The sequence below is a fragment of the Streptomyces poonensis genome (assembly GCF_014650915.1).
GTDB classification, from domain to species: domain Bacteria; phylum Actinomycetota; class Actinomycetes; order Streptomycetales; family Streptomycetaceae; genus Streptomyces; species Streptomyces poonensis.
Window position 1 is genome coordinate 177,374 of sequence record NZ_BMVW01000001.1, and the last position, 21,981, is coordinate 199,354.

Sequence of the window (21,981 nt, forward strand, 5' to 3'; positions counted from 1 at the left end):
CTGCCGACCCGCCCGTTTCCGGCCTTATGCGGATCGATCGAGCGCGCGCAGCGACCGGTCGGTGATGGAGCGGGCTCCTCGGCCGATCGCGATCGTGCCGGACTGGACCAGTTCCTTGATGCCGAACGGCTCCAGCATCTTCAGCATGGCCTCCAGCTTGTCGCTGGAGCCGGTGGCCTCGATGGTGACGGCCTCCGGGGAGACGTCGACGGTCTTGGCGCGGAACAGCTGGACGATCTCGACGATCTGGGAGCGCGTCTCGTTGTCGGCGCGCACCTTCACCAGGACGAGTTCGCGCTGCACGGCGGAGCCCGGCTCCAGCTCGACGATCTTGAGGACGTTGACCAGCTTGTTGAGCTGCTTGGTGACCTGCTCGAGCGGGAGGTCCTCGATCACGTTCACCACGATCGTGATGCGGGAAATCTCGGGGTGCTCGGTGACGCCGACCGCGAGGGAGTCGATGTTGAAGCCGCGGCGGGAGAAGAGGGCGGCGATCCGGGCGAGGATGCCCGGCGTGTTCTCCACCAGGACGGAGAGCGTGTGCTTGGACATGTCGGAGTGCTCTTTCCTGTCCGTCGTCTTCAGTCGTCCTGGCCGTCGCCGAAGTCGGGGCGGACGTCCCTGGCGGCCATGATCGTGTCGTTGGAGGTGCCGGCGGCGACCATCGGCCAGACCATCGCGTCCTCGTGGACGATGAAGTCGATGACGACCGGGCGGTCGTTGATGGCGTTGGCCTCTTCGATGACCTTGTCCAGCTCGTCGGGCGACTCGCAGCGCAGCGCGTAGCAGCCCATGGCCTCCGCGAGCTTCACGAAGTCGGGGACGCGGGTGCCCTTGTTGGGCTCCTTGCCGGCCGTGTCCGGACCGGAGTGCAGCACGGTGTTGGAGTAGCGCTGGTTGTAGAAGAGGGTCTGCCACTGGCGGACCATCCCGAGGGCGCCGTTGTTGATGACGGCGACCTTGATCGGGATGTTGTTCAGGGCGCAGGTGGTGAGCTCCTGATTGGTCATCTGGAAGCAGCCGTCGCCGTCGATCGCCCAGACGGTGCGGTCGGGGGCGCCGGCCTTGGCACCCATGGCGGCCGGGAGCGAGTAGCCCATGGTTCCGGCGCCGCCGGAGTTCAGCCAGGTGGCGGGCTTGTCGTACTGGATGAAGTGCGCGGCCCACATCTGGTGCTGGCCGACGCCCGCGGTGAAGATCGTGTCGGCCGGGGCGAGCTGCCCGATGCGCTCGATGACCGCTTGCGGGGAGAGCGAGCCGTCGGCCGGCTGGTCGTAGCCGAGCGGGTACGTCTCACGCCACCGGTTCAGGTCCTTCCACCAGGCGCTGTAGTCGCCGCGGTGGCCCTCGGCGTGCTCCTTCTGGACGGCCTGGACCAGGTCGGCGATGACCTCGCGGGCGTCACCGACGATCGGCACGTCGGCGGCGCGGTTCTTACCGATCTCGGCCGGGTCGATGTCGGCGTGGACGATCTTGGCGTGCGGGGCGAAGCTGTCCAGCTTGCCGGTGACGCGGTCGTCGAAGCGGGCGCCGAGGGCGACGATCAGGTCGGCCTTCTGCAGCGCGGTGACGGCGGTGACCGAACCGTGCATGCCCGGCATGCCCACGTGCAGCGGGTGGCTGTCGGGGAAGGCGCCGAGCGCCATCAGGGTGGTGGTGACGGGCGCTCCGGTGAGCTCCGCGAGGACCTTCAGCTCGGCGGTGGCCTGCGACTTGAGGACGCCGCCGCCGACGTACAGGACGGGCCGCTTGGCACCGGTGATCAGCTTGGCGGCCTCGCGGATCTGCTTGGCGTGCGGCTTGGTCACCGGGCGGTAGCCGGGCAGGTCCATGACCGGCGGCCAGGAGAAGGTGGTCTGTGCCTGGAGGGCGTCCTTGGAGATGTCGACCAGGACCGGGCCGGGGCGGCCGGTGGAGGCGACGTGGAAGGCCTGCGCGATCACCCGCGGGATGTCCTCCGCCTTGGTGACCAGCCAGTTGTGCTTGGTGATCGGCATGGTGATGCCGACGATGTCCGCCTCCTGGAAGGCGTCCGTGCCGATCGACGCGGAGGCGACCTGCCCGGTGATCGCGACCAGCGGCACGGAGTCCATGTGGGCATTGGCGATCGGCGTGACGAGGTTGGTCGCGCCCGGGCCCGATGTCGCCATGCAGACGCCGACCTTGCCGGTGGCCAGCGCGTAGCCCTCGGCGGCGTGCCCCGCGCCCTGCTCGTGGCGGACCAGCACGTGGCGCACCCGCCGGGAGTCCATCAGCGGGTCGTACGCCGGGAGGATGGCGCCTCCGGGAATGCCGAATACCGTGTCGGCGCCGACCTCCTCAAGCGAGCGGATGAGGGACTGCGCACCCGTGACGTGCTCGACGGTCACGGACTGGGGTCCTCCGGATCGGGGCCGCGGCTGCGGAGGATGGGCCCCGGTGGCCTGCTCGGTCATCGGCATTCTCTTCTCGATGCTGAGGTTTTTTGCGAGGGTTTTTGCGAAGTTTGACTGCTGTGCGACTGACGCCTGTGCAACAAAAAACCCCTCGTGCCGTGAGGCAAGCGAGGGGGGCGCGCCGGGTGTGGTCGCTGGGGATTCCGGTTGTCCATCCGGTGGGTCCCAGCTCAGCCGACGCGCTGTCCAAGTACGAGAATTCGGGTGCGCATGGCACTGACCCTCCCCCCGGCACGCACCACGTGTCAAGTGGGTGGGACGGGCGTCTCATTATGTGAGCGTAGCGCCGTACCGCTTCCGTAGACGGCGGGGACGCCCGTCGGGTACATCCCCACGCCGCCGCCCGCGAGGGCGGGTTCCGCGGGGCCGTGGGGCACCGGGTAGTGCCCGGACGACAGGGCCCGTCGCAGCCGGTACTCGTCGAGCGGGGGCGAGAAGGCGGCGCCCTGCCCATGGCTGCAGCCCATCGCGCGCAGGGCGACGACCTGTTCGGGCCGGTCCACTCCGGAGGCCAGGGACTGCATGCCGAGGTCGTTCGCGATGCGGAGCAGTCCACTTGTGATCTTGTGCAGTCGGGGGGACTCGACGATCCCCTCGACCAGGCTCCGGTCGAGCTTGAGCACGTCGACGGGGAGCCGCCACAGCGCCGTAACGGCCGCGTGACCGCTGCCGAAGCCGTCGAGAGCGATCCGTACGCCGAGTCTGCGGAGCGCGTTCAGCCGGCGCTCCAGCTCGTCCAGACCGGACCGTGGCTCCGTGTCGGACAGCTCGACGACCAGCGCGCCCGAGGAGAGACCGTGCCGGGTCAGCAGCGCCTCGACGGAGCCGAGCGGCAGGGAGCGGTCCAGCAGCCGGCGGGCACTCATCCGTACGCTCACGGGGACATCGAGACCGCCGGCGCTGCGCTCGGCGGCCTGCGCGACGGCCTCCTGGAGGAGCCAGCGGTCCAGTTCGGCGGTTCTGTCGCCGTCCTTGCTGTCCTCGGACGCCTGCAGGAAGTCGGCGGGCGTGAAGAGCGCCCCCTGGGACGAGCGCCAGCGGGCCTGCGCCTCGACCGAGGTGATCCGGCCGCTGTCCAGTGCCACCACGGGCTGGTGCAGCAGGGAGAACTCACCGTCGTGCAGGGCCGCGCGCAGCCGTCCGGCCAGCTCGGCCTTGCGGACGACGTCCTGCTGCATCTGCGGGACGTACAGCTCGACGCGCCCCTTGCCGGCGGCCTTGGCGCGGTACATGGCGAGGTCGGCGTTGCGCAGCAGCTCTCCCGCGCCGAGGCCCGGCTCGGCGAAGGCGACCCCGATGGACGCGGCCACCCGGACATCGTTGCCGTCGATGGTGTACGGCTGCGAGAGGGTGACGCGGAGCCGGTCGGCGAGCTCGACGATGTGCTGCTCGCGCGCGGCGCGGTCATTGCTGCCGTCCCCGGTGATCAGGGCCGCGAACTCGTCACCGCCCAGCCGGGCGGCGGTGTCGCCCTGCCGGACGGCCTCCTGGAGTCTGCGGGCGGCCTGGACGAGCAGCTCGTCCCCGGCCTGGTGTCCGATCGTGTCGTTGACGGCCTTGAAGCCGTCGAGGTCGATGAAGAGGACGGCCGTGCCGCGCAGGGCGGCGCCGCGGTCGGAGGCGCGGCGGCCGGACAGCGCCTGCTGCACACGCCGGGTGAACAGCGCGCGGTTGGGCAGGTCGGTCAGCGGGTCGTGTTCGGCGCTGTGCTGGAGCTGGGCCTGGAGGCGCACTCTCTCGGTCACGTCCCGGCTGTTGAAGATGAGACCGCCCTGATGGCGGTTGACGGTGGACTCGACATTGAGCCAGCCTCCCCCGCTCTCGGTTTCGCTCGAGCGGGAGGTGCCCCCACCGCCCGAGCGGAAGCGGCACTCGATGCGGGTGGTGGGTTCGTCGTGGGGACCGGCGGCGAGGAAACGGCGTAGCTCGTGCACCACGCAGCCCAGGTCCTCCGGGTGGATGAGAGCGGCGAGTTCGTTGCCGACGAGCTCCTCCGCGGGCCGCCCGTACACCCCCGCGGCGGCCGGACTGACGTACCGGAGGATGCCGTTGGGCGCGGCGATCATGATGACGTCGCTGGACCCCTGCACCAGGGAGCGGAAGTGGTTCTCCTTCTGGGCCAGCTCCTGGGTGAGGGCGATGTTGTCGAGGAGCATGATGCCCTGGCGTACCACGAGGGCGAGCACGACGGTGCAGGCGGTGATCAGGACGACCCGGTCGACGCTGCGGCCGTCGAGGACGTTGCAGAGGATGCCCAGGGTGCAGACGGCGGCGGCCAGGTACGGGGTGAGCGCGGTCAGCGGTCCGGCGATGGGGCGCGCGGCCGGATAGCGGCCGGGGTCCGGGCCCGGGAGGGCCGCGGGTCCGCCGCGGAAGCCGTCGTGCCGGGGTGCGGGTGGGGTGTCGTGGCCGCGGCCCGGGGGCTGTTCATGTGCCACGCGCGCGTGCTCGTCGTCGTCCGGCTGTCCCGGCCGCTGGCCGACCCAGGGGGCGTACGCGAGGAGCAGCGAACCCGCGAACCAGCCCGCGTCCAGCAGCTGTCCGGAGCGGTAGCTGTCGTGGAGCAGGGGCGAGGTGAACAGGGCGTCGCACATGACGGTGAGGGCGAGGGCGGCGACCGCGGTGTTGACCGCCGAGCGGTTGACCGCCGAGCGCCGGAAGTGCAGCGCGAGCACCATGCTGACCAGGGCGATGTCGAGGAGCGGGTAGGCGAGGGAGAGCGCCGCGTGCGCGACGTCGCCGTCCTCCTGCCGTGCGGTCCTGGCGAGGGCCAGGCTCCACGACAGGGTCATCAGCGAGCCGCCGATCAGCCAGGCGTCCAGCGCCAGGCAGACCCAGCCGTTCTTGGTCACGGGCCGCTTGGCGAGCACGAGGAGCCCGACGATGGCGGGCGGCGCGAAGCAGAGGAAGAACAGGTCGGCGTAGCTCGGGTCGGGCACGGTACGGCCCAGCACGACTTCGTACCAGCCCCAGACCAGGTTGCCGAGGGCCGCCATCGTGGAGGAGAGCGCGAACAGCAGCCAGGCGGGCCGAAAGCGGCTGCGGCTGCGGCGCGCGTAGCAGAAGCAGGACACGGCCGCGGCGGCCGCGGCGGCACCGAGTCCGAAGTCGCCCATGACGAGCGCGAGTTGCCGGGATCCCCAGCCGAGTGCGGAGCCGATGGCGTAGCCCGCGCACACCAGGGCCAGCAGGAGCTGCGCACGCAGGCCCGTCCCGCTCTGGCCGCCGTCCGCCACCGGACCGCCGGACAGCAGCGGACCGGGCAGCAACCGGGTCCGCAGCGTCGGGTGGAGCGTGGTCGCGGAGGACGGGCGGGCGCTCACCGGAGCTCCCCGGTACGGACCGCCCCCGTGTCCCGCCGGTCCTGCTGGTCCCACTGGTCCCGATGCGCCGGACGCGGATGCGGGTGGGGGTGCTTTCGGCGGCTGCCGTGCCGGCGGTGGTGTCCATGCTGTCCGTGATGACCAGGATGGCCGTGCCGGCTCTGATGACCGTGATGGCCGTGATGGCCGTGACCGCTGTGGCCGCGTCTGCGCGTCGCGGCCAGCCAGGGTCGCCGCTGACGGCTCCGCCGCGTCGGATCGCTCGTCCATAGGCCGTACATCGCCCGTCGCCCCCCTCGCAGTCTCATGTCCATCCCCGGCGCCGAACGGTGCGCGGCGCAGCCCCTGTCGGGACGATACACCAGTCTCGTCACTCAGGGACATAGCTTCTCTACGCTCCGTGACGGCCGACGGGCCGCGGACACCGCCCGCGTCCGACGGACTGCGGAGGGTGCCCGAAGCGGAGTGCTCGTAGTGCCTAACGACTCGTCGTAAGGACCACGTTCCGCAACGGCTCACGGTTCACGAACCGGTTCAACTGGTCCACCAGGAGACGCTTCGCGCGCGGCAGGAACGCCGACGTCGGACCGCCGACATGCGGGCTGATCAGCACTCCTGGCGCATGCCACAAGGGGTGTCCCGCCGGCAGCGGCTCGGGATCGGTGACGTCCAGGGCCGCCGTGACGCGGCCGCTCTCCAGCTCCGCGAGGAGCGCCTTGGTGTCGACGACGGGGCCGCGGGCGACGTTGACGAGCAGCGCCCCGTCCTTCATCCGGGCCAGGAAATCGGCGTTGACCAGGCCACGCGTGCTGTCCGTCAGGGGCGTCGACAGGACGACGACGTCCGCTTCGGGCAGCAGCGAGGGCAGTTCGGTGAGTGGATGCACCGGTCCGCGCGCCGTGGTACGCGCAGAGCGCGCGACGCGCGCCACCCGCTCGACCTCGAAGGGGACGAGCCGGTCCTCGATGGCGGCGCCTATGGACCCGTATCCCACGATGAGGACGGTTTTGTCGGCCAGGGCCGGACGGAATCCGCTCCGCCACTCCTCCCGGTCCTGCCCGCGCACGAAGTCGGGAACGCCGCGCAGGGAAGCGAGGATGAGTGTGAGGGTGAGCTCGGCCGTGCTCGCCTCATGTACCCCGCGCGCGTTGCACAACCGTACGCCGGGGCGCAGGTGCTTGAGTCCCGGCTCCACATGGTCGACGCCGGCGGAGAGCGTCTGCACGACCTGCACGGAGGTCATGCCAAGCAGGGGCCGCTGCGAGGTCGCGGGGGGTTTCATGTACGGCACCACATAGAAGGCGCAGTCGGCCGGGTCTCCGGGGAACTCCTGCTCACCGTTCCAGTAGCGGTACTCGGGCCCTTCGGGCAGCCCCTCGAACTCGTCCACGCGGAACGGCAGCCACACATCACCAGTCATGCCCAGGAGGCTAGGCGAATCCGCTGTGGCCGCATTGGTTAGTTTGGGGTGCCAGGAGAGGGAGGGTACGGCCAGGTGGAGCGCAGGAGGATCGGCGCGGCGGCGCTCGAAGCGGGGGCTATAGGACTGGGGTGCATGCCGATGAGCTGGGCGTACTCCGGGTCGGGCCGACGGGGCGCCGAGTCGCTGCGCGCGGTGCACCGGGCGCTCGACGTCGGGGCGACGCTCCTGGACACCGCCGACATGTACGGCCCGTTCACCAATGAGCTGCTGGTGGGCCGGGCACTGAGGGAGCGCCGCGCGGAGGCGTTCGTGTCCACGAAGGTCGGCCTGCTGGTGGGCGAGCAGCACATCGTGGCCAATGGCCGTCCCGGCTATGTGAAGCGCGCCTGCGATGCCTCGCTGCGCCGCCTCCAGACCGATGTCATCGACCTGTACCAGCTCCACCGCGCGGATCCGGAGGTCCCGGTGGAGGAGACGTGGGGCGCGATGGCGGAGCTCGTCCGGGCGGGGAAGGTGAGGGCACTGGGGCTGTGCGCGGTGGGCGCGCACGCCGGCCGCCGCCCCGGCGCACATCTGTACGACGCGACGATCCGTCAGCTGGAGCGCGTCCAGCAGGTGTTCCCGGTGAGTGCCGTGCAGGCCGAACTGTCGGTCTGGTCCCCGGAGGCCCTCGACGCGCTCCTTCCCTGGTGCGGGGCCCGTGGCGTGGGATTCCTCGCGGCGATGCCCCTGGGCAACGGCTTCCTCACCGGCACGCTGAGACCGGGCGCGGGTTTCGAACCGGACGACATGCGCGCCCGCCATCCGCGTTTCACCGCCGAGATGATGGCGGCGAACCAGCCGATCGTCGCGGGTCTGCGGAGGGTGGCCCGCCGCCACGGCCCCTCCGTGACCCCCGCCCAGGTGGCCCTGGCCTGGGTCCTCGCCCAGAGCCCCCATGTGGTGCCCGTGCCCGGTACCCGACACGAGCACCGGGTGGCGGAGAACGCCGCCGCGCACGGGCTGCGCCTGACCGCCGAGGATCTCGCGGAGGTGGCGGAACTGCCGGCGGCGCAGGGGTCGTGGGACTGACGGCGGGACCGGTGGACGGGGGCCGTACGACGTGATCCGTTCGCAGGGGAACCGCTCTTGATGCGTCGGCCGGGGAACCTGCGGGGCACCTGCGGAGTAAGAACAGTCAGGGAGTTCCGCGGCGGCGAAGGGATTGTGATCGTGCAACGCAGAGCAGTGACGGCCGTCCTGGCCACGGCCGTGCTTCTGGTGACGGCCGGTTGTTCCTCCGACGACGGCGAGGAACCGGGCGGTGGCACGAGCGCGGCTCCGAGCGGTACGAGGAGCGGGGCCTCGCCGTCGGGACGGGCCACGGAGGACGCACCGCCCGCGAAGGGCTCGGTGAAGGTCGTCCGCACCGTCGCCGAGGGCCTGGACTCGCCGTGGGGACTGGCACCGCTGCCCGGAGGCGGCCTGCTGGTCTCGTCCCGGGACGAGGGCACGATCACCCTGGTCGACGAGAAGAGCGGCAAGAAGACGGAGCTCGGCGAGGTTCCGGGCGTCTCCCCCGCCGGCGAGGGCGGCCTGCTGGGTATCGCCGTCTCCCCCGACTACGCCTCGGACCACATGGTCTACGCGTACTTCACGTCGGAGTCGGACAACCGCGTCGTGCGCATGCTGTACGACCCCGAGAAGCCGGCGGGCGAGCAGCTGGGCGCCCCCGACACGATTCTGCGCGGCATCCCCAAGGGCACCAACCACAACGGCGGCCGGCTGGCCTTCGGCCCCGACAAGATGCTGTACGCCACCACCGGTGAGCGCTACGAGGGAGAACTGGCGCAGGACAAGAAGTCGCTCGGCGGCAAGATCCTGCGTATGACCCCGGAGGGCGAGCCCGCGCCGGGCAACCCCTTCGACGACTCGCCCGTCTACTCCTACGGCCACCGCAACGTCCAGGGCCTCGCGTGGGACGACGAACAGCGGCTGTGGGCCTCGGAGTTCGGCCAGGACACGTGGGACGAGCTGAACCACATCGAGCCGGGCGGCAACTACGGCTGGCCGGACGTCGAGGGCAAGGAGGGCGAGAAGGGTTACGTCGACCCGGTGGCCCAGTGGCGCGTGGCGGACGCCTCCCCCAGCGGCATCGCCTTCGCGGAGGGGTCCGTGTGGATGGCGGGTCTGCGCGGCGAGCGACTGTGGCGCATCCCCCTGAAGGGCACCGAGGCCTCCGCCGACCCCCAGGCCTTCCTCACGGAGAAGTACGGCCGCCTCCGTACGGTCGTCTCCGCGGGCGGCGACAGGCTCTGGCTGACGACGAGCGAGACGGACGGCCGGGGGTCGCCGGAGAGCGGGGACGACAAGATCCTGGAGCTGGAGGTGAAGTAGGGGCGGGCGCGGCCCGGGCCCCTGCTGCGGGCCGCGTCGGTCCGCGCCCTGTCCGCCCGGGCTGCCGCTCGGGCTGCCGCTCGGTCCGCGCCCCGCCCCAGACCGCCTCAGCCCGCACCCCTCCGGACCGCCTCAGTCCCCGCCCGGCTCCGGACCGCCGCTCCCGTCCGGCTCACCGGGCTCGGTCTCCTCGTGCGGCCGGGCGGGCGGCCGTATGACCGCCTTGCCCGAGTCCAGGTCTATCGGGCCGCGACCGGGGTCGCTGTCGCCGACGTCCTCCCGGGTCATCTCGAGCCGGTTCCGCTCATCGCTGGTGTGTTTGCGTCCGGGTGCGAACAGGTCCTCGAAGACGTTGAACACGGGCACCTCCCCGGGCCGGCCGTCCGGCCCCTGCCCGCGCGCCGCGGGCCGTATGTCGTCGGTCAGAGTGCGGTCGGCACGGGTCCCGGTACGGACCTCCCTGCGGCGTGACGGGTCCCTCCCATCATCCCGCCCCGGCGGGCTCACCGGACCCTTCCGGGAACAGCCGCAGCCGGTGCGCCACCGCGGCCGCCTCTCCGCGTCCCGAGACTCCCAGCTTGGCGAGGATGTGGGAGACGTGGACGCTGGCCGTCTTCGGCGAGATGAAGAGCTCCTCGGCTATCTGGCGGTTGCTGCGCCCCACGGCGACCAGACGGAGGACGTCGCGTTCCCGGCCGGTCAGGCCGAGGGCCACGGCAGGGTCGGCGTCGGCCGCGGCGCGGGCGGCGTCCTCCGCCGGGTGCGCCAGGGTCAGCCGGGCCCGCCGGGCGAGCCGGGCCACCGCGTCGGCGAGCGGCCGGGCACCGAGGTGACCGGCGACGGCAGCGGACAGCCTGAGCAGTTCCGTCGCCCGGTCACGACTCTCCTCGTCGGCGCCGCGCGCCAGCAGCGACTCGGCGAAGCGATGCCGGACCCGGGCGAGATCGTACGGCCGCTCCAGCGCCTCGAAGGCGGTGACCACCTCGGACCATGCATCTGGCGCGGGCTCGCCCTCGGCGCGGAGCAGTTCGGCGCGTACCCATGCCTCGTGGGCCCGCCACACGGGCGCGCCCGTGGGCAGCTTCCTGAGGAGGGTGGCCACGCGTCCGAGGACCTCGGCCCGGCCCTGGTCGGCGACCGGCAGCCCGCGGGCGTCGGCCTCCGCGGTGACGGCGGTGAGCAGCAGGGGCCAGGCGTAGCGCTGGGTGCCGGGCGGGAAACCGGTGTCGAGGGCGCGTGCGAGCGCGGCGCGCGCGTCCAGGATGCGGCCCTCGGCGGCGGCCACGCCGACGGTCAGGACGGCCAGCGGTATGTCGTACTGCGGCACGAGGTCATGGGTGCCGTAGTGGCCGCGGGCGTCGGCGAGGAGGCGGGCGGCCTCGCCGGTGTCGCCGCGGGCGAGCGCGAGAGAGGCGAGGTGGAGACGGCCGCTGCCGCGCGGCTTGGCGCTCCGGGCGAGCGTCGTCCCCTTCGTCGCGGCCGCGGCGGCCTCGTCCCAGCGGCCGAGCGCGATCAGCGACTCGGCGAGGTTGTTCCAGACGAAGGCCTCGGTCTCCGGCAGGCCCAGCCGCCGCGTGTGTTCCAGCCCCTCCCGCAGTACCTCGGCGGCCTCCCGGGCACGGCCCACGGCGTCCAGGCACGACGGCAGGTTCACATGGCTGCGGCCGACGATGGCGGTGAGGGACCGCTTGACCGCCTCGTCCTTGACCGCGTACATCTCGGCGAGCCCCTCCTCGACGTCGCCGGCGTCGATCATCAGGCTGCCGAGCGTGAGACGTGCGTTGAGCTCGATGTCCTCGGCGCCCACCATGCGCGCGTACTCGACGGCGCGCTGGGCGTCGAGCAGCGCCTCGGGGCCGGGTGCGTGCACCATGGACCAGCCCGCGGTCATGGACAGCACCTCGGCGTGCACCTCGGACGGCGGCAGCCCGCGCACCAGTTCCTGCGCGGCGGCCAGCTCGGCCCAGCCGTCGCTCCGCCCGAGGCCATGGGTCAGACGGGAGCGCTGCACCTGGAACCAGGCCGCCTGCAGGGGGTCCCCGCTGCCCTGACCCGGTGGACCCGGTCGCGTACCCGGGGAGGTGCCGTGCTCCTCCAGCAGCCGCAGCGCCCGCTTGGTGATCTTCAGGGCGCGTTCCCGTTCGCCGCACAGCCGCCCCGCGACGGCCGCCTCGGCCATGAGGTCGATATAGCGCAGGCGCGGGGACAGCGGGCCGGCCTCGACGTAGTCGGTGGGGCGCAGCGCGGACCGTACGGCGTCAGGAGCGGCCTCCCACAGTTCCATCGCCCGCTCCAGGAGCCGCAGTTGCTCGGCGTAGGCGTGCCGGCCGCGGGCCTGCGCGGAGGCCGCGAGCACGGCGGGCAGGGCCTTGGCGGCGTCGTGGGCGTGGTACCAGTAGCTGGCCAGGCGGGTGGCGCGGACGTCGGCGGTGACGAGCGCCGGGTCGGCCTCCAGGGCTTCGGCGTAGCGCCGGTTGAGCCGGGAGCGCTCACCGGGCAGCAGATCGTCGCCGACGGCCTCGCGGACCAGCGAGTGGCGGAAGCGGTAGCCATGGCCTCCGGGCGCGGCCCTGAGGATGTTGGCGCCGACGGCGGCCCGCAGCGCCTCGATGAGGTCCTCCTCGGGCAGCCCGGCCACCGCCGCGAGCAGCCCGTACTCGACGGTGGAGCCGCCCTCGGCGACGATCCGGGCGATCCGCTGGGCGTCCTCGGGCAGGGCCTCGACGCGGACGAGGAGCAGGTCCCGGAGAGTGTCGGTGAGGCCGGTGCGGCAGCCGTCGCGGGCGGCGACGGCGAGCTCCTCGACGAAGAAGGCGTTGCCGTCGGAGCGGGTGAAGATCTCGTCCACCTGGTCCGGGGCGGGTTCGGCGGCGAGGATGCCGGCGATCTGGCGGGCGACCTCGGGGCGGTGGAAGCGGCGCAGTTCGATCCGGCGCACCGTGCGGAGGCGGTCGAGCTCGGCGAGCAGCGGCCGCAGCGGGTGACGGCGGTGGATGTCGTCGGCGCGGTAGGTGGCGACGACGACCAGGCGGCCGGTGCGCAGGGTGCGGAACAGATAGGCGAGCAGGTGGCGGGTGGAGGCGTCGGCCCAGTGCAGGTCCTCCAGGACGACGACGACCGTGCGGTCCGCGGCGACGCGCTCCAGGAGGCGGGCGGTGAGCTCGAACAGCCGGGCGGTGCCCTCCTCGTCGTGCCGCCCGCGGGGCGTCTCGCCCAGCTCCGGCAGGAGCCGGGCCAGTTCCTCCTCCTGCCCGGCGGCCGCCGCGGTCACCTCGTCCGGCAGCTGTGCGCGCAGGCTCCGCAGGGCCGTGGAGAACGGCGCGAACGGCAGCCCGTCGGCACCGATCTCGACGCAGCCGCCGACCGCGACGACCGCGCCCTCGCGGACCGCGGCGGTGGCGAACTCCTCGATCAGCCGGGTCTTGCCCACCCCGGCCTCGCCGCCGAGCAGCAGCGCCTGCGGTTCCCCGCCGGCGCCTGCCGCCCGTGCGGTGCCGCTGCCGGCGGCCCGGCTGAGGGCATCGTGCAGCACCTGCAGTTCGTCGGCGCGGCCGACGAACACCGGACTGACGGATCTGATCTCCACGCCGCCGAGCATCGCACACGGCACTGACATTCCGTCACCGGCCGACGACGGGCGGACAAGGCGGTTCACGCCGCGCGCGCGAACCGTTGCCGGCGGGGCCGGGGCGTGTACGGCCACCTGGGGACACCCCGTGTCCCGGGCGTCTCCCGGGCGGCACGGCGGGCCTCACGGGCGAGCCGGTGGTTCTCGGCCTCGCGGATGAGCTCAGCGGAACGGATCCGGTGCAGTTCCTCGTACACGAACATCTCTTCCCCCTCGTGGAGATCCGGCTGGACTCTCGGCACCGTTCGGTGCGCTGTCTCCACCTTCGTCTCCCAGGGGGTTCCGTCACATCGGGAGACTTCCGCATCTCCCGCGCGCGAGGGGCCTTAGCCGGGCCGTACGACGCGCACGGCCCGTCTAAGGCCCCCGGCACTCCCGAGTACTCCCGATGAGGCATCACCTCATCGGCATGGGTCGGCCTCCCGCCACGGGATCAGCCCGTCGGCATCGAGAGCAGGATGTCGGTGTACTTCAGCGCGGCGAGCACCAGGCCGATGACGCCGAGCGAGACACCCGCCCAGGCGACCGACTTGATCCACGGCGCCTGCGACCGGTCCGGGGCGCCGAACGCGGGCCGGACCAGCACGACCACGCCGACGATCAGCGCGACCAGCGCGAACACACCGGCGACCAGGGCGTTGGCGTTCCAGGAGTCGCCGTAGACCTCCTGGATCTGGGTGCCGACGCTCGCGTCGGCCGCGGTCTCCAGCTGGCCGAACAGCGACTCACGCGCCTGCGCGACCGTACCGAGCCAGCTGCCGCTCAGGGAGATGAGCCCGAGTCCGGCGGAGACGACGGCCGCGGCACCCTGGCCGACCCCGGCGGAGGCGTCCTTGCGGGCCGGCGCCCCCTCCTGGTCGGCAGCCTCCAGGCCTGCGGGATCCGCGTCGGCGGACTCCTCGCCGACGGCGTCCTGATCGGCGGCGGCCGACGCCTCCTCGTCCGGGGTCCCGGCGGGGTTCTCCGGGCTCTCCTCCCCGGTCGTCCGGGTGACGTCCCGCTCCGCCTCGTCGCTCTTCGCCCCGGTGCCGGCGTCGGCGCCGGTGTCCTTGTCGTCCACTGTCTTCGTTCCCATGCCTCGCACCGTACGGACGTCGTCTGAGAAGTCCCTTAATGATCCTTGTGGGCGCCGCGCGCGCGTGCGGCACGCCACTCCGGTGCGAGCACCGACCACACCTCCATGTCCTGGCGCACGCCCCGGTAGGAATTACTCTGCCGCAGCACGCCGTCACGGGTCATGCCCAGCCGCCGCGCCACGGCGATGCTGGGCTCGTTGGCGGACGACGCCTGCCACTCCACGCGGTGGACGCCGCGCTCCTCGACCACCCAGTCGATGAGGACCCGCATGGCTCTGGTGATCAGTCCGCGTCCCGTGGCGGCCGGTTCGAGCCAGCAGCCGACCTCGCAGTTCCCGTGCACGGCGTCGAAGACCCGGATCAGCACCCCGCCGACGAGCTTCCCGTCCAGCCAGATGCCGTGCAGGCTGCCGGTGTCGGCGGCGCGCTTGTCGGCGTACGCCTGGAGGAGCTCCCGCGCCGAGTCGGCATCGATGGCGTTGGCCCCGAACGGGATGTGTGTCTGGATGAACTCGCGCCCGCGGTCTAGGTGCGCGAGGAACTCCTCGGCGTGCCAGGGCTCCAGGGAACGCAGTTCGGCGCCGTCGTCACCCAGGGATATCGCGTACATCGTGTTGCCGCTCCTTCAGCAGTACACCGGCCGGGGAGGTCTCCCCGGCACGTCCCGGAATGCTGGCACGGGAGATTCCGGCGGCGCTCGGCTTTTCCCGCGCGCCCCGCGGTGTGTCCCCCGCTACGCGGCACTCGGGCGGTTCGATGCTGATGCGCGGCAGCCGGCGGTCCAGCCCGCGGGGCAGCCACCAGTTGGCGCCGCCGAGCAGATGCATCAGGGCGGGCACGAGGAGCGTACGGAGCACGAAGGCGTCGAGGGCGACGGCGGCGGCGAGCGCGATGCCGAACATGGCGATCACCCGGTCGCCGGTGAGCACGAAGGCGAGGAACACCGAGATCATGATCACGGCGGCGGAGTTGATCACCCGGCTCGTCTCGGCGAGGCCCACGCGCACGGCCCGCCGGTTGTCGCCGGTCGCCAGCCACTCCTCGTACATCCGGCCGACCAGGAAGACCTGGTAGTCCATGGACAGCCCGAACAGCACCGACACCATGATCACGGGCAGGAACGGCTCGATCGGCCCGGCGCTGCCGAGACCCAGCAGCTCGCTGCCCCAGCCCCACTGGAAGACCGCGACGACGACGCCGAACGCGGCGGCGACGGCGGCCACGTTCATCGCGGCGGCCTTCACCGGTATCCCGACGGACCGGAAGGCGAGCAGGAGCAGCACGCAGCCGAGCCCGATCACCACGGCGACGAACGGCGGCAGTTTGTCCACGACGACGTCCGCGAAGTCGTCGTGCCCGGCGGTGACCCCGCCGACCTGGACGTCGAGCGCGGTGCCCGTCTCCGCGCGCGGCAGCACCTCGGTGCGCAGCCGTTCCACGAGGGCGCTGGTCGCCCGCGACTGCGGGGAGGACTCCGGGACGACGGTGAGGAAGGCGACGGAGCCGTCGGCGGAGTACGTCACCGGGGTCACCGACGCGACGCCCTCGGTGGTCCGGAGGGTGGCGCCGAGACGGTCGAGGGCGGGCCTGTCCGCGCCGTCACCGACCTCGGTGACGAGGGTGAGCGGACCGTTCACCCCGGGCCCGAAACCCTCCGCGAGCAGGTCGTACGCCTGGCGCGTGGTCGAGGACCTCGGATCGTTGCCCTGGTCGGAGGTGCCCAGGTGGAGCGAGAACGCGGGGAGCGCCAGCAGGGCCATGACGGCGAGCCCGAGCGCGCCGAGCTTCTTGGGGTGCCGTTCCACGAAGGCGGACCAGCGGGCGGCGAGCCCGGTGGGCACCTCGGGCTCGGGACCGTGCTCGGCCAGCCGGCGCCGCTCGCGCCGGCTGAGGGCGCGCGGGCCGATGTACGACAGGAGAGCCGGCAGCAGCGTCACGGAGGCGGCGACGGTGAGGACCACGGTGAGCGAGGCGGCGACCGCGACCCCGTTCAGGAAGCCGAGCCGCAGCACGAGCATCCCGAGCAGGGCGATGCAGACCGTGGCGCCGGCGAACACGACGGCCCGTCCCGTGGTGGCGACGGCGCCGGCCACGGCCTCGGTCACGGGTGTCCCGCGCTTGAGGCCCTTGCGGTGCCGGGTCACGATGAACAGGGCGTAGTCGATGCCGACGCCCAGCCCGATCAGCATGCCGAGCATGGGCGCGAAGTCGGCGACGGTCATGGCGTGCCCGAGCAGCACGGTGCCCGCGTACGCGGTTCCGACACCGACCAGCGCGGTCGCGATGGGCAGCAGCGAGGCGGCGAGCGAGCCGAAGGCGAGGAACAGCACGACGGCGGCCACGAGCACGCCCACCACCTCGGCGAGGTGCCCGCCCGCCCGCTCGGTGGGCCCGGAGACCCGGCCGCCCCACTCAACCTGGAGCCCGTCGGTCCCGGCCGCCGCGACGGTGTCCATGACGCGCCGGGCGACCGTTTCGTCCAGGTCATCGGCCTGGCCGGCGAAGGTGACCGCCGCGTACGCGGTGCGGCCGTCGGCGCTGATCCGGCCGCCGTCGCCGCCGCGGCCGTCCCGGCCGGCGTCGTACGGACCGGTCACGGACGCGACGCCGGGCAGGGCGGCGATCTCGTCGAGGGTGCGGGTCATGGCCCGTTCCACGTCGGCCGCGCGCACCGTGCCCCGGTCGGTGTGCCAGACGACGGTGCCGCTGTCGCCCGCGAGACGGGGGAAGCCCTGCTGGAGGAGTGCGGCGGCGCGGCTGGATTCGGTGCCGGAGGTCGCGTAGTCGTTCGAGTACGCCGACCCCGCGGCCGTGGCGCCGGCGGCGGCGCCCGCGAACGTCAGCAGCCACAGCAGGACGGTGGCGAGGCGGTGCCGGACGCACCAGCGCGCGAGAGCTGCCACGGACGTGCTCCCTGGGGTGAAGTGCGGATCTTTGACCGGGGAGAGTCCGTTGTCGAATCTCGTATGTGGTCCGCAGTCACTCTTGCAGCAGAAAGAGATCCTTTGCGGCTTTCATGATGTTCCTCACAAGTGGGGTAACAGCCGAGGGCGGTACACCGCAGTCGGTGTACCGCCCTCGGGGACGTGCGCTACGGGGTGCTCAACCCCCGCTGATGCTCAGCCCTCGCTGACGCCCAGCTTCTCCAGGATCAGCTCCTTGACGCGGGCCGCGTCGGCCTGACCCCGGGTGGCCTTCATGACGGCACCCACCAGGGCGCCGGCTGCCGCGACCTTGCCGCCGCGGATCTTGTCCGCGACGCCCGGGTTCCCGGCGATGGCCTCGTCGACGGCGGCGGTCAGCGCGCCCTCGTCGGAGACGACCTTGAGGCCGCGCTTGTCGACGACCTCGTCCGGGGTGCCCTCGCCCGCGAGAACGCCCTCGATGACCTGGCGGGCCAGCTTGTCGTTCAGGTCGCCGGAGGACACGAGCGCGGTGACGCGCGCGACCTGCTCCGGGGTGATGGACAGCTCGTCCAGGCCCTTGCCCGACTCGTTGGCGGAGCGGGCGAGTTCGCCCATCCACCACTTGCGGGCGGAGGCCGCGTCGGCGCCCGCGTCGATCGTGGCGACGATCAGGTCCAGCGCACCGGCGTTGAGGATGGCCTGCATGTCCGTGCCGGAGATGCCCCACTCCTCGCGCAGCCGGTTGCGGCGGACGAGCGGCAGCTCGGGCAGGGCGGCGCGCAGTTCCTCGACCCACTCGCGGGCCGGGGCGACGGGCACCAGGTCGGGCTCCGGGAAGTACCGGTAGTCCTCGGCCTCCTCCTTCACGCGGCCCGAGGTCGTGGACCCGGTGTCCTCGTGGAAGTGGCGCGTCTCCTGGATGATCGTCCCGCCGCCGTTCAGCACGGCGGCGTGGCGCTGGATCTCGAAGCGCGCGGCGCGCTCGACGCTGCGCAGCGAGTTGACGTTCTTCGTCTCGCTCCGCGTGCCGAACTTCTCGCTGCCCTTCGGCATCAGCGACAGGTTCACGTCGCAGCGCATCTGGCCCATCTCCATACGGGCCTCGGAGACACCGAGCGCACGGATCAGCTCGCGCAGCTCACGCACGTACGCCCGCGCCACCTCCGGCGCACGCTCCCCGGCACCGACGATCGGCTTGGTGACGATCTCGATGAGCGGGATTCCCGCGCGGTTGTAGTCGAGCAGGGAGTGGGACGCGCCGTGGATACGGCCGGTGGCGCCGCCGACGTGCGTCGACTTGCCGGTGTCCTCCTCCATGTGGGCGCGCTCGATCTCCACGCGGAAGGTCTCGCCGTCCTCCAGCTGTACGTCGAGGTAGCCGTCGAAGGCGATCGGCTCGTCGTACTGGGAGGTCTGGAAGTTCTTCGGCATGTCCGGATAGAAGTAGTTCTTCCGGGCGAAGCGGCACCATTCGGCGATCTCGCAGTTCAGCGCGAGGCCGATCTTGACGGCGGACTCGACGCCGGTCGCGTTGACGACCGGGAGCGCGCCGGGCAGGCCGAGGCAGACCGGGCAGGTCTGGCTGTTCGCCTCGGCGCCGAGCGCGGTCGAGCAGCCGCAGAACATCTTGGTGTGGGTGCCGAGTTCGACATGGACCTCGAGGCCCATGACGGGGTCGTACGACGCCAGCGCGTCCTCGTACGACACCAGGTCGGTGTCGGTCGTGGTGGTCACGGTGGAAATTCCCTCTCAGCCCAGCAGGACGTCGTCGTCGCCGAGGCGCTTCAGCTCGCGGTAGAGGATGGCGAGGTTGGTGACGACCGCGGCGCCGGTGACGACGGCGTCGATCAGCCGCAGCGTGTCGTTCTCGGAGCGGGCCTTCTTGATCTGCTTGGCCGCACCGATCATGCCGAACGCCGACGTGGCCATCGACACGTACAGACCGGACTTGGACGTCTTGAAGCCCTTGACCTTGGACAGTGCACTCACAGCGACGGAGCCTCCTCGAGCAGCGGGTGCCCCCACTTTTCCACGAACGCGGCCTCGACAGCGGCACCCACCTTGTAAAGGCGGTCGTCCTGCATCGCCGGGGCGATGATCTGCAGGCCCACCGGCAGCCCGTCCTCCGGCGCGAGGCCGCAGGGCAGGGACATGGCGGCGTTGCCGGCCAGGTTGGTCGGGATGGTGCACAGGTCCGCGAGGTACATCGCCATCGGGTCGTCGGCGCGCTCGCCGATCGGGAAGGCGGTGGTGGGCGTGGTCGGCGAGACGATCACGTCGACCTGCTCGAAGGCCTTCTCGAAGTCGCGCGTGATGAGCGTGCGGACCTTCTGGGCGGAGCCGTAGTACGCGTCGTAGTAGCCGGAGCTGAGCGCGTACGTGCCGAGCATGATGCGGCGCTTGACCTCGTCGCCGAAGCCCGCCTCACGGGTGAGGGAGGTGACCTCCTCGGCGGAGTGCGTGCCGTCGTCGCCGGTACGGAGGCCGTAGCGCAGGCCGTCGAAGCGGGCGAGGTTGGAGGAGCACTCGGACGGCGCGATCAGGTAGTACGCGGACAGCGCCAGGTCGAAGGACGGGCAGTCCAGCTCGACGATCTCCGCGCCCAGCTCCTTCAGCAGCTCGACGGACTCGTCGAAGCGCTGGACGACGCCGGCCTGGTAGCCCTCGCCGCGGAACTGCTTGACCACGCCGACGCGCATCCCGGCCACCGAGCCGTTGCGGGCCGCCTCGACGACCGGCGGGACCGGGGCGTCGATGGAGGTGGAGTCGAGCGGGTCGTGACCGGCGATGACCTCGTGGAGGAGGGCCGCGTCCAGGACCGTACGGGCGCAGGGGCCGCCCTGGTCGAGGGAGGACGAGAAGGCGACCATGCCGTACCGCGACACACCGCCGTACGTCGGCTTCACGCCGACCGTGCCGGTGACGGCGGCGGGCTGGCGGATGGAACCGCCGGTGTCCGTGCCGATCGCGAGCGGGGCCTGGAAGGAGGCGAGGGCGGCGGAGGAGCCACCACCGGAGCCGCCGGGGATGCGGGTGAGGTCCCAGGGGTTGCCGGTCGGTCCGTAGGCGCTGTTCTCGGTGGAGGACCCCATGGCGAACTCGTCCATGTTGGTCTTGCCGAGGATGACGACGTCGGCGTCCTTGAGCTTCTTGGTGAGCGTCGCGTCGTACGGCGGGATCCAGCCCTCGAGCATCTTGGAACCGACGGTGGTGGGCACCCCGGCGGTCGTGAAGATGTCCTTGAGGGCGAGGGGGACGCCGGCGAGCGGGCCGAGCTTCTCGCCGCGCTCCCGCTTCTCGTCGACGGCGCGGGCCTGCGCCAGGGCGCCCTCGCGGTCGACGTGCAGGAAGGCGTGCACCTTCTCGTCGACGGCCTCGATACGGGCCAGGTGGGCCTCGGTGACCTGGACGGCCGTCAGCTCGCCGGAGGCGATCTTCGCGGCGGTCTCGGCGGCCGTGAGCTTGATGATGCTGTCGGTCATGACGTGATCAGTCCTCCCCCAGGATCTGCGGCACCTTGAAACGCTGCTGCTCCTGGGCCGGGGCGCCGGAGAGCGCCTGCTCGGGGGTGAGCGACGGACGGACCTCGTCCGCGCGCATGACGTTCGTCAGCGGCAGCGGGTGGGAGGTCGGCGGTACGTCTTGGTCGGCGACCTCGCTGACGCGGGCGACCGCGCCGATGATGTCGTCGAGCTGGCCTGCGAAGTGGTCGACCTCTTCGGGCTTCAGCTCCAGACGCGCCAGCCGGGCGAGGTGGACGACCTCCTCGCGCGTGATGCCAGGCATGCAGCGATCCTCTGGGGTGAGTGTGTGTGGTTTGGGCTCAATCCTATGGGGCGGGGCCCTGTGCCCGTGAAACGGTTTCCCTCGGGCCGCCGCCGGCCCGCCGCGCCCCTCAGCGGCGGGCTTCCCAGGCCGGGCTCACCAGGAAGTGGTTGTCGTACAGCTCCTGCACCTCCTTGAGGCTCTCCGGGGTGGCCTCGCCGAGACGGATGCGCTGGAGGTGGCGGAAGTACTCGAAGCGCTCGACGCCGGGAGTGATCACGATCAGGATGTCGGCGTCGCTGCCGGGTACGGCGGCGAAGGCATGGGGCATGTTCGGCGGCACGACGACGAGGTCGCCGGGTCCGGCGGTGAGGACCTCCTCACCGGAGAGCACCTCGGCGGCGCCGTCGAGCACGTAGAACATCTCGGCGGAACCCTTGTGCAGGTGGGGGCGGGCACCGTCGGCGCCGTCGGTGAGGGTGGCGCGCACGGTGGACAGCGCGCCGCCGGTGGCGTTGCTGTCGGCCAGCAGCTTGATGGCGACGGGGGCTCCGCCGACGACTTCTGCCTCCGCGTCTCGCACGACCACGGACTCGTCGAACTGCGGCACGAACAGCGACATCTTCGGACTCCCTGCGTGGTGTTGTGGTGTGGTGTTGCCGGATGTGAGCGCGCTCAGACGGCGAAGAGCAGCCCGGCGCTGATCAGGACGATCACCGCCGTGGCGAAGTGAATCCCGAAAGCGACCGCCTTCGTCCCTCCATGACGCAGCACTATCACCGTGTCGAACAGTGGCACGAGCGCCACGGCGAGCATGAACCAGGCCTCGGCACGGGCGCCCGCGAAGACCAGCAGCACCAGTCCCATGACACCGAAGGCGCCGTCTCTCAGGCCTTTGATCGAGAGATAGGCGCCGGCGTCGCCGTCCGGCCTGGCCGGGACGCCGTACCCGGCGGCGGCCGAGGCCGGCTGGAACAGGAACCGGTACCCGAGAAACACGCAGAACAGGTCGAGCACGACAGCCAGGGTGTACGCGGTGACAGTCACGT

At 71.9% G+C, this 21,981-nt stretch carries 18 protein-coding genes; 2 read left to right on the plus strand and 16 right to left on the minus strand.

Annotated elements, in window-relative coordinates:
* Positions 1–24: 24 nt before the first annotated feature.
* The 4 genes from ilvN to IE242_RS00775 form a co-directional block, all read right to left on the minus strand.
* Positions 25–552, minus strand: a complete 528-nt coding sequence (gene ilvN / locus IE242_RS00760) for an acetolactate synthase small subunit (protein WP_189854215.1) — start codon at positions 550–552, stop codon at positions 25–27.
* A 29-nt stretch (positions 553–581) separates the two neighbouring features.
* Entirely contained in the window at positions 582–2,435 is a 1,854-nt protein-coding gene (locus tag IE242_RS00765; RefSeq protein WP_189854217.1) for an acetolactate synthase large subunit, read from the minus strand.
* 245 nt (positions 2,436–2,680) lie between these two features.
* Positions 2,681–5,758, minus strand: a complete 3,078-nt coding sequence (locus IE242_RS00770; RefSeq protein ID WP_189854218.1) for a putative bifunctional diguanylate cyclase/phosphodiesterase — start codon at positions 5,756–5,758, stop codon at positions 2,681–2,683.
* 478 nt (positions 5,759–6,236) lie between these two features.
* A complete protein-coding gene (locus IE242_RS00775) occupies positions 6,237–7,178 on the minus strand; it encodes a 2-hydroxyacid dehydrogenase (RefSeq protein ID WP_189854220.1) in 942 nt (313 codons plus the stop codon).
* A gap of 75 nt (positions 7,179–7,253) precedes the next feature.
* Between IE242_RS00775 and IE242_RS00780 the strand changes: the two genes are divergently transcribed.
* Together IE242_RS00780 and IE242_RS00785 are read left to right on the plus strand one after the other, a co-directional pair.
* Positions 7,254–8,252 carry an aldo/keto reductase gene (locus IE242_RS00780; protein WP_189854222.1) on the plus strand — a complete coding sequence of 333 codons (999 nt, stop codon included), beginning with the start codon at positions 7,254–7,256 and terminating at the stop codon, positions 8,250–8,252.
* Positions 8,253–8,387: 135 nt separating this feature from the next.
* Entirely contained in the window at positions 8,388–9,557 is a 1,170-nt protein-coding gene (locus IE242_RS00785; RefSeq protein ID WP_229857936.1) for a PQQ-dependent sugar dehydrogenase, read from the plus strand.
* A gap of 132 nt (positions 9,558–9,689) precedes the next feature.
* Here the strand turns inward: IE242_RS00785 and IE242_RS00790 are convergent, their stop codons facing one another.
* The 12 genes from IE242_RS00790 to IE242_RS00845 form a co-directional block, all read right to left on the minus strand.
* Positions 9,690–9,917: a DUF6191 domain-containing protein gene (locus IE242_RS00790; protein ID WP_189854224.1), complete on the minus strand. Its 228-nt coding sequence runs from the start codon at positions 9,915–9,917 to the stop codon at positions 9,690–9,692.
* 124 nt (positions 9,918–10,041) lie between these two features.
* Positions 10,042–13,155, minus strand: a complete 3,114-nt coding sequence (locus tag IE242_RS00795) for a helix-turn-helix transcriptional regulator (RefSeq protein WP_189856262.1) — start codon at positions 13,153–13,155, stop codon at positions 10,042–10,044.
* A 53-nt stretch (positions 13,156–13,208) separates the two neighbouring features.
* Positions 13,209–13,388 carry a hypothetical protein gene (locus IE242_RS00800; protein ID WP_189854225.1) on the minus strand — a complete coding sequence of 60 codons (180 nt, stop codon included), beginning with the start codon at positions 13,386–13,388 and terminating at the stop codon, positions 13,209–13,211.
* A 230-nt stretch (positions 13,389–13,618) separates the two neighbouring features.
* Complete coding sequence (locus IE242_RS00805) at positions 13,619–14,260, minus strand: hypothetical protein (RefSeq protein ID WP_189854227.1); 642 nt, start codon at positions 14,258–14,260, stop codon at positions 13,619–13,621.
* Between the two features lie 35 nt (positions 14,261–14,295).
* Positions 14,296–14,871 (minus strand): GNAT family N-acetyltransferase, encoded by a 576-nt coding sequence (locus tag IE242_RS00810; protein WP_189854229.1) that lies wholly within the window; start codon positions 14,869–14,871, stop codon positions 14,296–14,298.
* Positions 14,849–17,164, minus strand: coding sequence for an MMPL family transporter (locus tag IE242_RS00815; RefSeq protein WP_189854231.1), 2,316 nt, complete (start codon positions 17,162–17,164; stop codon positions 14,849–14,851). The genes IE242_RS00810 and IE242_RS00815 overlap by 23 nt, the downstream gene beginning before the upstream one ends.
* Positions 17,165–17,380: 216 nt before the next feature.
* Positions 17,381–18,901 (minus strand): Asp-tRNA(Asn)/Glu-tRNA(Gln) amidotransferase subunit GatB, encoded by a 1,521-nt coding sequence (gatB, locus tag IE242_RS00820; RefSeq protein ID WP_189854233.1) that lies wholly within the window; start codon positions 18,899–18,901, stop codon positions 17,381–17,383.
* 15 nt (positions 18,902–18,916) lie between these two features.
* Positions 18,917–19,156 carry a hypothetical protein gene (locus IE242_RS00825; RefSeq protein ID WP_189854236.1) on the minus strand — a complete coding sequence of 80 codons (240 nt, stop codon included), beginning with the start codon at positions 19,154–19,156 and terminating at the stop codon, positions 18,917–18,919.
* Positions 19,153–20,649, minus strand: a complete 1,497-nt coding sequence (gene gatA, locus IE242_RS00830; RefSeq protein WP_030574000.1) for an Asp-tRNA(Asn)/Glu-tRNA(Gln) amidotransferase subunit GatA — start codon at positions 20,647–20,649, stop codon at positions 19,153–19,155. The genes IE242_RS00825 and gatA overlap by 4 nt, the downstream gene beginning before the upstream one ends.
* 7 nt (positions 20,650–20,656) lie before the next feature.
* Entirely contained in the window at positions 20,657–20,953 is a 297-nt protein-coding gene (gene gatC, locus IE242_RS00835) for an Asp-tRNA(Asn)/Glu-tRNA(Gln) amidotransferase subunit GatC (protein WP_030574004.1), read from the minus strand.
* A 109-nt stretch (positions 20,954–21,062) separates the two neighbouring features.
* Positions 21,063–21,554, minus strand: coding sequence for a cupin domain-containing protein (locus IE242_RS00840; RefSeq protein WP_189854238.1), 492 nt, complete (start codon positions 21,552–21,554; stop codon positions 21,063–21,065).
* A 53-nt stretch (positions 21,555–21,607) separates the two neighbouring features.
* The gene (locus IE242_RS00845; protein WP_189854240.1) at positions 21,608–21,979 is read right to left on the minus strand and encodes a DUF4267 domain-containing protein; all 372 of its coding nucleotides are present in this window, start codon (positions 21,977–21,979) and stop codon (positions 21,608–21,610) included.
* Between the last annotated feature and the right edge of the window lie 2 nt (positions 21,980–21,981).

Excerpts from the sequence above, each read along its gene's own strand:
- IE242_RS00800 (WP_189854225.1), bottom strand. The coding sequence starts at position 13,388 with ATGTTCGTGTACGAGGAACTGCACCGGATCCGTTCCGCTGAGCTCATC.
- gatA (WP_030574000.1), bottom strand. The coding sequence starts at position 20,649 with ATGACCGACAGCATCATCAAGCTCACGGCCGCCGAGACCGCCGCGAAG.
- IE242_RS00765 (WP_189854217.1), bottom strand. The coding sequence starts at position 2,435 with ATGACCGAGCAGGCCACCGGGGCCCATCCTCCGCAGCCGCGGCCCCGA.
- IE242_RS00805 (WP_189854227.1), bottom strand. The coding sequence starts at position 14,260 with ATGGGAACGAAGACAGTGGACGACAAGGACACCGGCGCCGACGCCGGC.
- ilvN (WP_189854215.1), bottom strand. The coding sequence starts at position 552 with ATGTCCAAGCACACGCTCTCCGTCCTGGTGGAGAACACGCCGGGCATC.
- gatC (WP_030574004.1), bottom strand. The coding sequence starts at position 20,953 with ATGCCTGGCATCACGCGCGAGGAGGTCGTCCACCTCGCCCGGCTGGCG.
- IE242_RS00840 (WP_189854238.1), bottom strand. The coding sequence starts at position 21,554 with ATGTCGCTGTTCGTGCCGCAGTTCGACGAGTCCGTGGTCGTGCGAGAC.
- IE242_RS00775 (WP_189854220.1), bottom strand. The coding sequence starts at position 7,178 with ATGACTGGTGATGTGTGGCTGCCGTTCCGCGTGGACGAGTTCGAGGGG.
- IE242_RS00795 (WP_189856262.1), bottom strand. The coding sequence starts at position 13,155 with ATGCTCGGCGGCGTGGAGATCAGATCCGTCAGTCCGGTGTTCGTCGGC.
- IE242_RS00810 (WP_189854229.1), bottom strand. The coding sequence starts at position 14,871 with ATGTACGCGATATCCCTGGGTGACGACGGCGCCGAACTGCGTTCCCTG.